A 13632-nucleotide genomic window follows, 5' to 3' on the forward strand; every position below is an offset into this window, starting at 1 on the left:
AAAAACGCTAGTTTAGCGACCTGATTCCCAAAAGAAATGTTTGGGTCAGCCGCTAAGACTAGCGTTTTTTTTAGCTATAAAACATTTTCAGTTTGATATCCTGATCGTAATTCCCAAACCCCTTGCCAAAGAGGGTACAACCGCCGACATGCTCGGCATCTTCTTTGACTTCCACTTTTAAGTGCCACGTATCTTCGTAGGCAGGTATATCCTTGATCGTAATGTCGGAAAGAGGAACACCTTCCATGTAGGTTCCGTGATCCATGATGCGGATCGTCTTCAATAACCCGTACTGATTGAGATTGTCTGGATACCAATCCGGTGTATACTTGCCGCGAATATCTGCAAAATCCCCTGGGCTAGTCCATGTACCAAGCTCCACACCATTTAAGCTGAAGGTGATGTCTGACGGCCAGTTGTTATTGGAAAAAGGAAATTCAGACGAAACTTCCATTGAAATCTCCATCATTTCCAGTTTTTCTTCTCTTGCTAAAAAGTTTGGCGATTGGTATTCAACAAATCCTTTCGTAAACCACAAGATGCGGGCATCCATTCGTCGAGGATCCATGAAAAACTTCGGTTCATCCACCATTCCCACAAAATCAGCTGAAGTAGCAAGCCCGCACGTTGGTTCTACCGAATAATTTGTATAATGACCGATCGGTATCGCCGTTTCTTTTGTATCAAAGGCATTAAAGATTTTCTCAGGAAAGTTGATATCGATATGATCCACTCTTAAACTGGAAATCTTTTTTTGCCCCACACGCTCTGTTTTGATGATTTTGGCTTCTTCTAATTTTTTGATGTGCATCGTAATGATGGCGCTGCTTAAGCCCAACTCCTGTGCCAACTCTTTGACATTCATCTTGTTTTTAGCCAGCAATTGAATGATTTTGATTCGCACGTTACTGGCAAGTGCCTCATAGACAGGCAATGCTTCTTGATTGATTTCTAATTGCATCGTGTCACCTCCGCTTAAACTGTTTGATTTACTTGAATGTTAACATATTTGCTAATATGTGTAAATAGCGTTGTTTATTTCGATAGTTATTAATATATTTATTAATTAATATAGATATTATCCTAGATAAATTAATCAAAATATTGTTGACAGCGATTACAAATCAAGTTATGATTTATTTGTAAATTGAAAGTGTTTGCAAACGCTAGAAATGAATAATGCAATTATAAATGCTGGGATAGCAAATAAGAGAAGGAGGATAGGCGTGTTCGGCTTCAAAGACCAAAATTCAATTTCTATGAAAGAGGGAAAAACATGAAGAAGAAACTTATTATTATTGGTGCTTTAGTTGCAGTCGTTGCAGTTGCCCTTATTGGTTTTAATCGTTATCAGGCAGCGGAAAAAGAAAAATACACGATTAATTTTTGGTCACCCCTTACTGGTGATGATGGCGCTTATATGGATCAGATCGTAAATGAATTCAATGAACAATCAGGTTCCGATTATACAATCAATCATGTGATCACGTCTGATATGTACACTAAATTAAGTACGGTCGTAAGTTCTAAAAGTGGGATTCCAGATTTGACTTTGATGCATTCTTATAAAGTAGAGGAATTTGTCAATTCCGATATTATTGATCCGGTTGATCGTCTGGTTTCTTATCAACCTGAGTTAGAAGAAAGCAATTATTTAGATACGGCGTGGAATGCAGGGAAAATCGGCGATACTCAATATACGATCCCATTAGATATTCATGCCAGTGCTATGTATTACAATCAAGATCTTTTAGAAAAATACAATGTCACTTCTTGGTTAGACGATAACATCGTGACGTTTGATGAAATGATGTCATTAGCAGGGCAGATGGAAGAAGGCGATTATGTCGTAAATAATGCGTTACTTTCTTGGGTTATCTTAGCGCAAATCCGTAACTTAGGCGGCGCGATTTCTGACGATGCTGGGAACCCGACGGTGAATACGCCAGAAATGAAAGAAGCGTTAGAAAGAATTAAAGCGTTAACAGATGCAGGCCTGATGACACCTTATGGAGAAGATGGGTATTTGATGTTCCAAGGCGGAAACGTACTCTTATCAACAGATGGTACTTGGACTTCTACCGCTCATGATGCGGTTGAGGGCTTGAATTGGGGCGTAACAAATATTTATTCGACTTCAGATGAAATCGCAACCAACCGAGCAGCTTCTCATATGTTTGGCATGTTGAAGAGTGAAAGCAGAACAGAAGAAAAAGAAGAAGTAATCGCACAATTTTTAGAATTCGTTCGTACAAACTCGATCGAATGGGCAAAAGCCGGTCAAATCGTTGCAAGTAAAGATATTTTAGAAAGTGATGATTACCAACAATACCCACAATCATTCTTTACTTCTACACCAGAGGAAGAAGAAACACTTTACATCTTTGACTACGTTTATTTCTCTTATGTCTTAGAAGCATTAGATGTTTATAGTACAGATATCGCTTACGGTGAATTAGATATGGATGAAGGATTAGAAACGATGCAACAATATGTCGAAGATAAGATTGCAGAAGTAGCTAGATAAGTGAAGGGGGGATAATTCTATCCCCTTTTCCAATTTTTAGAAGGGAATGAAAGGAATGAAAAAAAAGAGCATTAACTGGGCATCGATCGCATTCATTGGACCACACATGGTACTCTTTATTATTTTTGTATGTATTCCAACGATCTATGGTATTTATGCTTCATTTACGCAATGGAATTTGATCTCTGATCCAGTCTGGGTCGGTTTTAACAACTATAAAACATTATTGTTTGATAGTTCCTCGACGTTCTATACCCAATTTTGGAATGGTTTGAAAAATACCTTTATTTTCGTTTTGATCATGGTGCCGTTACAAATCATCATTCCACTGATGATTGCAGCTGCATTGCAACATAAAAAAGTGAAGCTGAAAGGACTTTTTCAAGCAATTCTATATATTCCAGGTCTTATCTCTGTTTCAGCAGGTTCTTTGATTTGGTCATTGATTTTCCACTCTCGATTAGGTGCCGTCAATAATATTTTTGGGTTCGATTTCTCTTGGGCTTCGCGACAACCCTATGCTTGGATCTTAATTTTTGTTGTCAGCATTTGGGGAGCGATCGGTGGTAACATGATCATTTATCGCTCAGCTTTAGCGGGTGTCAATGAAGACCTTTATGAAGCGGCAGAGATCGACGGAGCGGGAGCATTCCAAAAATTCTTGAATGTGACCTTGCCATCTATTCGCTTTCCACTGTTATATACGATCGTGATGACAACTGCTGGAGCATTTAATGTCTTTGCACAGCCTTTGATGATGACAGGTGGAGGTCCAAACCAAAGCACGACTGTATTGATGATGTATATCCGCTCACTGGCTTTTAGTCAAGGAGAATCAATTGCAGGAATGGCTTCGGCAATGGCAGTCATCTTAGGATTGATCATTATGTGTGTGTCCGTATTTCAATATTTTCTTTTAGATAGAAGCAATACTTAAGGGGGCAAAAAAATGAATACACAAAAGAAACATATACCTAGTATGGTCATCGCATATTTGTTTCTGATCGTTTTATGTATCATCTGGGTTATTCCATTGATTTTTAGCTTCGCCACTTCTTTTCGTTCTCAAACCGAAATCGTCTCCACTGGGTTTCGTTTATTACCCGTAAACTGGATATTAGATAACTATGTAGCGATTTTGACTAATACGTCTACTGCACCAATTATGCAGTGGTTATGGAATTCAATGTTTATCGCAGTCACGCACACTGTTTTAGTTGTGATCGTTGTTTCAGTGACCGCTTATGGCTATGGCAGAATGCGGTTTAAATACCGTGATCGTATCTTTTATCTTTTGATGGGGATCTCGATGTTTCCCGGTGTAGTGAATTTGATCCCGTCTTACAAAATCATTGAAACCTTCGGCTGGGTCAACTCTTCTCTTGCCATGATCATTCCAGGCTTAGCAGGAATGGGAAATATCTTTCTTGTGCGACAGTTTATGAAAGGTATCCCGCTTGAATTTGACGAGTCAGCACGAATGGATGGTGCAGATGAATTTACAATTTTTGCAGAGATCATCGTTCCTTTGATCAAACCTGTGTTGATCGTTGCAGGCCTCTTTTCTTTCACAGGTTCATGGAATGATTTCTTGTGGCCAGTGATCGTGTATACGGATGTTAGTAAAATGCCGATCACAGCCGGTTTGCTATTACTACAAGACATTTATGGCAACTACCGAATGATTGGTCAATTGATGGGCTCGGCATTGATTGCGATCATTCCCACCGTCATGCTGTTTCTATTTGCTCAAAAATACTTCATTGAATCTATGAACTTAAATGCAGGAATAAAAGGATAGTGAAGATCATGAATCGAAAATTGGAAAGAAATTTACTACGTGCCAGTGCGGTCTGGGATGTCTGTATTGGTCTTGTAACGATGTTTGGGTATTATCCTTGGTTTGAAGAACAAGGGATCGCAGCATTTCAAAATCAAAATCAGTATGAATACTTGCAGTCAAGTCTGGTAGGAATGATATCGAAGGTAGTTATGATCGTTGCGTTAGCGACGATTTTGATGGGCGTTATCAGTTGGATCAACGCGAAGAATATGCGAGACAAACAAATAAACAAAGGAACGATACGTTGGATGATCGCCTGTGTCATCATCCATTTGATCATCTATGATGTGATCGGTGTTGTCCTCTATTTACTAGCTACGACGATGTATATGTCTAAAAACAAAGCAATAAAAATACTAAAAACGGAAAATGGAATTTTTTAAGAAGGTGTAGAATTTATGGCAGAAAATTATTTGGAACCGATTGTATTAGAACGTGCAGACCCATGGATATACAAGCATACCGATGGATATTATTACTTCACTGGATCTAAACCAGGGTATCAGGAAATCGAATTAAGACGTGCGAAAACCTTGAAAGGACTGGCTGACGGTGAAGTGAAAGTCATCTGGACGGCTCATGCCGAAGGCCCCATGAGTGAACTGATTTGGGCACCAGAGATTCATTTTATTCAAGGAAAATGGTACATCTATTTTGCTGCTGCAGATCATGGAGAAGTCAGAAATGATCAGCATCATCATCGGATGTTTGCGATCGAAAATGCGAATGAAGATCCCTTTGCAGGCGAGTGGGTAGAAAAAGGACAGATCAAGACGCAATTTGAGAGTTTCAGTTTAGATGCTACGGTATTTGAACACAGGAACCGATTGTATTATGTCTGGGCACAAGCAGATCCAAACATTCCAGGCAATTCCAATCTTTATTTATCAGAGATGGAAAATCCTTGGACATTGAAAGGAAAGCAGATTCTGCTGAGCATTCCTTATTATGAATGGGAAAAAATCGGCTTCAAAGTGAACGAAGCTCCAGCTGCTTTGATTAGAAATGGAAAAGTGATCATTACTTATTCAGCCAGTGCGACGGATGAAAACTACGCGATGGGACTGTTGTGGGCAGATGAGGATAGTGATTTATTGAATGGGTATTCTTGGCATAAGTTGAAGGAACCAGTCTTTTCAAGTTCTGAACAAAATTCCCTATACGGACCAGGACATAACTCCTTTACAGTCGATGAGGAGGGGAAACAAGAGATTTTAGTGTATCATGCAAGACCAGAAAAAAATGATTACAGTAATCCTTTAGAAAATCCCAATCGACATGCGTATGTCCAACCGTTTACTTGGAAAAAAAATGGATTACCTGATTTTGGCGAACCCGGTGTAGTCAAAGGATAGATAAAAGAGAGGGAAAAAATGAATACAAAAAGAAAAATGCTCTGTTTAACCATGTCCGTTTTTTTTACTAGTTTATTTCTTGATGGCTGTCAAACAGGAGATGCTGCTGAGCAACTTTCACAAAAGGAGTGGGAAACAACGACAAAAAATCGAGTGTCGATTCATGACCCATCGATTACTTCTATTCATGTTGGTGACCAAGAGCTGTTTTACGTATTTGGTTCGCATCTCGCCCAAGCGAAAACAGAAGATTTACAAACTTGGGAAGTGCCTTTCACTCACGAATATGAATCAATGGAAGACAATATGATCTATGGTAACACAAAAGAAAATCTAGCTGAGACTTTTGAATGGGCAGGCTATGATGATGCCGATTCACAAGGTGGTTACAGCCTTTGGGCACCAGATGTCATTTGGAATGCTGATTATGAATGGTCAAATGGAGACAAAGGAGCCTACATGCTCTACTACTCAGCTAGTTCTACTTGGCGGCGTTCAGCGATTGGATTGGCCGTAGCTAAAACGATCGAAGGACCCTATAGCTATGCGGATACCGTGATCTATTCTGGCTTTACAGAAAAAGATTCGACAGATGGTAGTGAACGCAATACCAACTATCAAAATACCCATTTGGCCAAATTGATCAAAGAGGGGAAAATCAGTGGGTTCAGTGAAAACTGGGCGATCGAAGATGGTCTGACGTATAACACCGATTATGCGCCAAACGCCATTGATCCAGCGTTGTTTTATGATGAAGAAGGGAAACTATGGATGACCTATGGTTCTTGGTCTGGCGGTATCTTTTTATTGGAAGTTGATCCAGCCACTGGAAAACCAATGTATCCTGGGGAAGATGGCACGACGGAAGATGGGCGTATCATTGATCGCTATTTCGGGATCAAGCTTTTTGGCGGCTATCATCAATCAGGAGAAGGTCCCTATATTGTATATGATGAGGAAACCGATTATTATTACCTATTCGTCACTTACGGTGGTTTAGCAGCAAAAGGTGGTTACAATATGCGACTGTTTCGCGCTGAAAAACCAGAAGGACCTTACCTTGATGCCCAAGGAAATAACCCAATCTTAGAACAAGGGGACCAAAATTCAAACTACGGCATCAAATTGATTGGAAACTACCAATTCTCGTTTCAACAAATGGGGTATCGAGCAGCGGGACACAATTCGGCGATCATCGATGAGAATGGTCAGTGGTCCTTGGTGTACCATACGCGCTTTAACAATGGAACCGAAGCCCATGAAGTGCGGGTCAACAGAATGTATATGAATGAGGAAGGCTGGCCAGTTCCAGCACCCTACGAGTATCGAGGCAATGAACAAGTAGCGGATGCTTTGACAGAAGATGACATTATCGGGCGCTATGAAATCATTAACCATGGTACCGACAATGGAACGACCATGCTAAAAACGCAGACGATCGAGCTTCAAAAAGATGGAAGCGTTACTGGTGACTTGACCGGAACTTGGACGTACGATGCGGGATACTTGGCATTGACTTTTGAAGAAGCGACCTTCAAAGGAATTTTATTAACTCAGGAAATAACAGAATTTGAGCAGCAAAAATTAACGTTCTCAACGATTGGCGATAATAATGAGTCCATTTGGGGAATCAAAGAATAGGAGTATAACAATGACGATTAACATTCAAAACACAAAATCAGGAACAACGATCAGCAAATATATCTACGGTCATTTTGCAGAGCATCTAGGCCGTTGTATCTATGAAGGATTATACGTTGGAGAAGATTCGCAGATCCCAAATAAAAATGGGATGCGGATCGATGTGGTTGAAGCACTGAAAAACATTCAAATCCCTGTGCTGCGTTGGCCAGGCGGCTGCTTCGCCGATGAATACCATTGGAAAGACGGAATTGGACCTAAAGAAAACCGCAAAACGATGGTCAACACTCACTGGGGCGGCGTGACTGAAAACAATCATTTCGGGACCCATGAATTTTTTGAATTGATCAAGCAGCTGGAATGTGACGCGTATGTCAACGGCAATGTCGGCAGCGGAACGGTGCAAGAAATGTCGGAATGGGTGGAATACATCACGATGGATGGCATTTCTCCGATGGCTGATCTTCGCAGAGAAAATGGCCATGAAGATGCGTGGGAAATGAAATTCTTTGGCGTAGGAAACGAAAACTGGGGCTGCGGCGGCAATATGCGGCCAGAGTACTATGCGGATCTGTATCGCCGCTATCAAACCTATGTCCGCCAATACGGTGACAAAAAAATCTACAAAGTTGCTGGCGGAGCGAATGTCGCAGACTATCATTGGACAGAAACGCTGATGAAAAACGCCCATTGGTTGATGGACGGCCTAAGCTTGCACTACTACGTTCATCCGCAGGGATGGGAAGAAAAAGGGAGCGCCTTGGAATTTGATGAGGCAGAGTGGCAAGTGACCTGTGAAAAAGCAGCCTACATGGATGAATTATTGACCCGCCACAGCGCGATCATGGACCAGTATGACCCAGAACAGCGTGTGGGAATCATTGTTGATGAATGGGGCACTTGGTTCTCAGCAGAACCTGGGACGAATCCAGGCTTCTTATACCAACAAAATACGATTCGTGATGCCATGGTCGCAGCGATCACCTTGAATATTTTCCATAAACATGCCAAGCGAGTGCATATGGCAAATATCGCACAAACCGTCAACGTCCTGCAAGCGATGATTTTGACAGATGGCGAACAAATGGTGAAAACCCCAAGCTATCATGTCTTTGATTTGTACAAAGTCCATCAAGATGCTGAAACCATTGATAGCCATGGAACTAGCAGTGATACCATTACGTATACGATTTCGAAAAAAGAGGATACGATCCATCTATCGGTTTGTAATTTTGCTACCCAAGGCACGGAAGAATTAACCTTCTCCTTGGAAACAGCGATCAATGAAGTGAAAGAAGCTCGTTATATCGTGGGGGACAAAATGAACGCACACAATGATTTTGATCATCCTGAAGATGTGGTGATCCAAGACTTCACCGCTTACGATGTTGAAGAGAACAAAGTCAGCTTGCGGGTGCCAGCAATGAGTGTTCTAACGATCTCATTGACAGTCTGATCCCATGACTTGTAAAGGATGCGAAGTGAAAGATGCTGCTGCAGCAGCACAGGAAGACATTGAATCCTTGATTGCAGAACAACTTTCTTTAGAAAGCGACTTGGCTTCGCCGGAGATCGTCAGTAGGAGAATCGCTGTTTGTGAGACTTGTCCATTGCGATTGAATCATACCTGTACCAAATGCGGCTGCTTTTATCGGTTTCGCGCAAATTTAGCTAAGAAAAACTGTCCTGCAGGAATGTGGGAACAAACAGGACAGCTCGTCAAGTAGCTGTCCTGTTTGTTTCAATTGGTCAAAAGGATCAACAGATAAACTATTTTTTGATTACGCTTACATAATCGTTGTAGATACGCTATGATAAAACGAAAAACACTGTTAACAAAGTGGAAAGTGAGCGAGTGATTCAATGAAAATAAATCAACCTGCAGCGCTTGCTTATTATGAAGCTGCGAACCATGGCACAGAAGATTTCCCATTAGCATATTATCCTAATTTAGTGAGTGTTTGGCGAGAATTCTTTTTTGTGCCACATTGGCATAAAGAAATCGAAATTTTATGTGTCCATCAAGGACAGCTAGAATTAGTCGTTAATGGAGTCTCACGCAAGATTAAGGCAAATACGATCGTACTGATTCCTCCCAACACTTTACACACTGCCTATCGAATCGTACAACAAAGCTGCCGTTTTTCGTGTATCGTTTTTTCTGAACAATTAATCACGAGTCGACAATCAGATAGAATTCAAAGCCAACAAATCGATCCTTTTTTGAGACAAGAAGGTGTTACTTCTTATGTGGATTTTCCAGATAAAAGTCAACAAAGTCTCACCTTGTTTCAACTATTTGATCAATGCTTTATGGGGAAATCGTCCTATCGTGAATTACGTCTGAAAGGGATTGTTATCCAACTCTTGTCATATCTATTAGAAGTTGGGACCGACCAGCCAGCAAAAAAATCAAGCGAGCGCCTCCAAGAAAAACGGGAAAAAATGGTTTTATCTTATATTCATAGTAATTATCATGAAATGATCCAATTACAAGATTTGGCCGATTCTGTTTCCTTAAGTAAAGAGCAATTTACACGATTTTTTAAACAATCATTTCGAACTTCCCCAATGGCTTATCTAAATCATTATCGCTTGATCCGATCGGCAGAATTGTTGCGAGAGACTGATTTGACCATGGTGGCGATCGCTCAAGCTGTCGGTTTTTGTAATAGTAATCATTTTTCTGTGTGCTTCAAAAAGATGTTTGGTGAGACCCCTACACAATATCGGAAAAATGACATGATTACGATAGAACACGCCATAAAATCGAAGGATAGCCCTCTGTAATCCAGCTATACTGAAAAAAAGGAGGGTTCAAAAATGTCGTTTTTTTCAATAGGTGAGAATTACCTCGAATTTCAAAATGGAAATGAAGTCGTGCGCATTATTGCTTGGGGCACGAACAGTTTGCGGGTGGTGAGTGCACCGTCTGGTGAACTAGATTTATCCTGCTGTGCATTATTAACACAAGATTCTAAGGCCGAGGTTGCGATTGAGGGGGATGTAGGATCTATCGGTAATGGAAAAATCCACGCAATAGTCACCAAAGAGTCAGGCTGGAACAACTATGGCAAGATCACTTTTTACAATCAAAAAGGCGAAGTGATTTTGAAAGAAGCAGCATCTGGCGGTGCGCTCTTGAAAAAGGCGCGGTTTTTCAAGTCGATTATTGGAGGAGATTTTCAACTAAAAGCTACTTTCGAAGCCAATCATGAGGAGAAAATCTATGGTATGGGGCAATATCAACAGGATATTTTTGATCTAAAAGGGTGTAATTTAGAATTAGCGCATCGAAATTCACAAGCTTCGATCCCCTTTTATTTATCAAACAAAGGATACGGCTTTTTTTGGCACAATCCAGCAATCGGTTCGGTCTCTTTTGGTAAAAATACGACCGAATGGCGTGCCGAAAGTACGAAGCAATTGGATTACTGGATCACTGCTGGAGAGACACCAGCTCAAATCGAAGAACAATTTAGCCAAGTGACAGGACGGGCACCTATGATGCCCGAATATGGTCTAGGATTTTGGCAATGTAAACTTCGCTATGCGACACAAGCGGAAGTAGTGGCGATCGCTAGGGAACACAAAGAGCGGAACATTCCCGTTGATGTACTAGTGATCGATTATTATCATTGGCCGCGCTGTGGTGATTTTCGCTTTGATGAAAATTTCTTTCCAGATCCCAAGGCGATGGCAGAAGAAGTACGAGATAAATATGGAATCGAGCTAATGGTATCGATCTGGCCCCAAATCGACACGCGTAGTGAGAATTTTCAAGAGATGAAAGAAAAAGGCTTATTAGTCAAAACGGATCGCGGCATTGATGTACAGATGTTGTTTCATGGGAATAACATTTTTTATGATCCAACAAATCCTAAAGCTCGAAACTATGTCTGGGAGAAAGTATCAAAAAATTATGTCAATAACGGCATTCGCTTGTTTTGGTTGGATGAGGCTGAACCAGAATTTGGTACGTATGACTATGATTCCTATCGTTATTATGTAGGGAGTGTGCTGCAAAAAGGCAATATTTACCCCCGTGAGTATGTTCGTGGTTTTGATGAGGGAGAAGCCTCCTCACAAAAAGAACATTCAATCAAATTGGTTCGTTGTGCTTGGGCGGGCAGCCAACGATATGGGGCATTGGTTTGGTCCGGCGATATTCATTCGACTTACCAAGACTTTCGCAACCAAATCGTTGCTGGCATGCAAATGGGGTTAGCAGGCATCCCGTGGTGGACAAGTGACATCGGCGGATTTCATGGTGGTTCTGTGACAAGTCTAGATTTTCAAGATTTATTGATCCGCTGGTTTCAATATGGGACTTTTTGTCCAGTCATGCGATTGCATGGTTCACGTACTCCCCATAAAAAAATCTTCAAGGCAGATGGTGAAGAAACAGAGCAAACCGGAGCAGCTAACGAAATATGGGCGTTTGGGGAAAAGAACTATGAGATTATGAAAAAATTTATTGGAATTCGTGAATTGATGCGGGACTACTCGCGTGAATTGATGCGCGCAGCTCATGAAAAAGGAACGCCAGTCATTCGCCCAACTTTTTATGAATTTCCAGAGGATCACCAGGCATGGGAACTGACAACACAGTATCTCTATGGTTCTGATATTCTAGTAGCGCCCATCGTTGTAGCGCATGCTACTGATCGTGAGGTATATTTGCCAACAGGAGCAAAATGGACCGATGCTCGAGATGGAACTATCTATGAAGGTGGACAATGGATTGTCGCACAGGCACAAATTGATTCCTTACCAATCTTTTTACGAGAGGGAAAACAGAGTTACTTGATTCATGAAGTGTAACTGGAAATGGTTACGGTGAGTTGTTTGTAAGACTAGTAGGTACCTTGTTGAGAGGGTAAGAACCATATGAATAGAAAAGCAACACAATGTGCTCGGCACATTGTGTTGCTTTCATTGAGAGGACTATTGTAATGGGCTTTTGAGTAACAAGACACCATGAGTAGGAACCTCAGCATCGGCAATTGTTTGTTCTTTTTGTTGCCATAACTCAGTGCCGCTTTTAATTGGTAGTAAAGCAGCGATCGATTTTGGGATGGTTTGCGTTTGATCAGAAACATTGAAAATGGCATAGTAGACGGCTGTGTCGCTCAACGCCTCCCAAATGATCCACTCTTGATCACGATAGAACTCTTTTTTCGTATGGATTCTTCGATACATTTCTAAGACTTCAGTATTCGTCAATAAACGTAACGTAAAGGGATCGATGTCTGGTAAAGTACCACCGAACATCAATGGAGATTGGAAGATCGTCCATAAACTCATCAATAAGTATTGCTCGTCTTCCGTAAAACGTGTCCAGCTATCACCACCGCCACCATCAACTGCCCGAATGCCGATATGACCCAACGGCAGCATATCACAGTCAGGCCAGTTACCTGGACGGACGAAAGGTGCCCACTCTGCTGCTCGGTCAAACATGGCGTAAAGGGCGTCCCAATGATCCCAAAAGTCATCCGTCAAGCGCCACATATTGGCATGATTTTGAAAGAAACTACCATTTTTGAGGGCAGCTGGTCCGGGAGACAAAGAAAGGACGATCTCTCGACCCGATCGATCGATCGCACGGCGAATCGCTTTGATTTCTGCTTTATGGGCATCACCGTAAATTTTCGAATCGCCGATATCATCCACTTTTATAAAGTCAACACCCCAAGAAGCATATAATTCGAGCAAAGAATCATAATAAAGCTGTCCTTCAGGCAATGAAACATCGACCCCATACATATCGGAATTCCAAGGGCAGATTGAATTCATAGCAATGTCCCGTGCCCGTTTATCTGTTCCTTTGATCGGCGTATTTTGATGAACTGCTTGTCGTGGAATGCCGCGCATGATATGGATACCAAACTTCAGCCCTTTTTGATGCAGATAGTCACCAAGTTTTTTGAAACCAGCGCCATCTTTTGCTGAAGGGAAACGGTTCTCAGCAGGAATCAAGCGAGAATAGTCGTCCATACACAACGGATAAAAATCATTGTACCTTGTAGACTTTGCTTCTGGTTCGCTCCATTGAATATCCACGACGACGTACTCCCAACCATAAGCTTTCAAATGCTCTGCCATAAAATCTGCATGGGCGATCACTTCTGCTTCGGTTACAGAAGCGCCATAGCAGTCCCAAGAATTCCATCCCATTGGGGGTGTTTGTGCAAAATGTAAAAAAGACATTGATTTCCTCCTAGTACGTTTTTCTTATAGTATAGTAAGCAATAAAAAAGAGA

Annotated in this window: 12 protein-coding genes; 10 read left to right on the forward strand and 2 right to left on the reverse strand. The window is 41.4% G+C overall.

Going from position 1 to position 13632, the window contains the following annotated elements:
• Positions 1-70: 70 nt before the first annotated feature.
• A complete protein-coding gene (locus tag A5878_RS02425) occupies positions 71-961 on the reverse strand; it encodes a transcriptional regulator (protein WP_005227282.1) in 891 nt (296 codons plus the stop codon).
• Between the two features lie 315 nt (positions 962-1276).
• Between A5878_RS02425 and A5878_RS02430 the strand changes: the two genes are divergently transcribed.
• The 10 genes from A5878_RS02430 to A5878_RS02475 all read left to right on the forward strand — a co-directional run bounded on the left by A5878_RS02430 (position 1277) and on the right by A5878_RS02475 (position 12190).
• A complete protein-coding gene (locus A5878_RS02430) occupies positions 1277-2527 on the forward strand; it encodes an extracellular solute-binding protein (RefSeq protein ID WP_086294495.1) in 1251 nt (416 codons plus the stop codon).
• A gap of 46 nt (positions 2528-2573) precedes the next feature.
• A complete protein-coding gene (locus A5878_RS02435; protein ID WP_005227284.1) occupies positions 2574-3464 on the forward strand; it encodes a carbohydrate ABC transporter permease in 891 nt (296 codons plus the stop codon).
• Between the two features lie 12 nt (positions 3465-3476).
• Entirely contained in the window at positions 3477-4328 is an 852-nt protein-coding gene (locus A5878_RS02440) for a carbohydrate ABC transporter permease (protein ID WP_005227285.1), read from the forward strand.
• Between the two features lie 8 nt (positions 4329-4336).
• The gene (locus tag A5878_RS02445; protein ID WP_008376104.1) at positions 4337-4753 is read left to right on the forward strand and encodes a hypothetical protein; all 417 of its coding nucleotides are present in this window, start codon (positions 4337-4339) and stop codon (positions 4751-4753) included.
• Positions 4754-4768: 15 nt separating this feature from the next.
• Positions 4769-5725: a family 43 glycosylhydrolase gene (locus A5878_RS02450; RefSeq protein WP_060792633.1), complete on the forward strand. Its 957-nt coding sequence runs from the start codon at positions 4769-4771 to the stop codon at positions 5723-5725.
• A gap of 18 nt (positions 5726-5743) precedes the next feature.
• Positions 5744-7366 carry a glycoside hydrolase family 43 protein gene (locus A5878_RS02455; protein WP_086294496.1) on the forward strand — a complete coding sequence of 541 codons (1623 nt, stop codon included), beginning with the start codon at positions 5744-5746 and terminating at the stop codon, positions 7364-7366.
• A gap of 10 nt (positions 7367-7376) precedes the next feature.
• Positions 7377-8822, forward strand: coding sequence for an alpha-N-arabinofuranosidase (locus tag A5878_RS02460; RefSeq protein WP_010748730.1), 1446 nt, complete (start codon positions 7377-7379; stop codon positions 8820-8822).
• 4 nt (positions 8823-8826) lie between these two features.
• Positions 8827-9093 carry a DUF6171 family protein gene (locus A5878_RS02465; protein WP_005227303.1) on the forward strand — a complete coding sequence of 89 codons (267 nt, stop codon included), beginning with the start codon at positions 8827-8829 and terminating at the stop codon, positions 9091-9093.
• A gap of 136 nt (positions 9094-9229) precedes the next feature.
• Positions 9230-10156, forward strand: a complete 927-nt coding sequence (locus tag A5878_RS02470; protein WP_086294497.1) for an AraC family transcriptional regulator — start codon at positions 9230-9232, stop codon at positions 10154-10156.
• Positions 10157-10189: 33 nt separating this feature from the next.
• Positions 10190-12190, forward strand: coding sequence for a TIM-barrel domain-containing protein (locus A5878_RS02475; protein ID WP_086294498.1), 2001 nt, complete (start codon positions 10190-10192; stop codon positions 12188-12190).
• A gap of 123 nt (positions 12191-12313) precedes the next feature.
• Here A5878_RS02475 and A5878_RS02480 read toward each other — a convergent pair whose 3' ends face one another.
• Entirely contained in the window at positions 12314-13579 is a 1266-nt protein-coding gene (locus tag A5878_RS02480) for a glycoside hydrolase family 27 protein (RefSeq protein ID WP_005227309.1), read from the reverse strand.
• Positions 13580-13632: the final 53 nt, after the last annotated feature.

Origin of the sequence: Enterococcus sp. 3G6_DIV0642, assembly GCF_002140635.1 — a bacterium.
GTDB lineage: Bacteria > Bacillota > Bacilli > Lactobacillales > Enterococcaceae > Enterococcus_D > Enterococcus_D casseliflavus.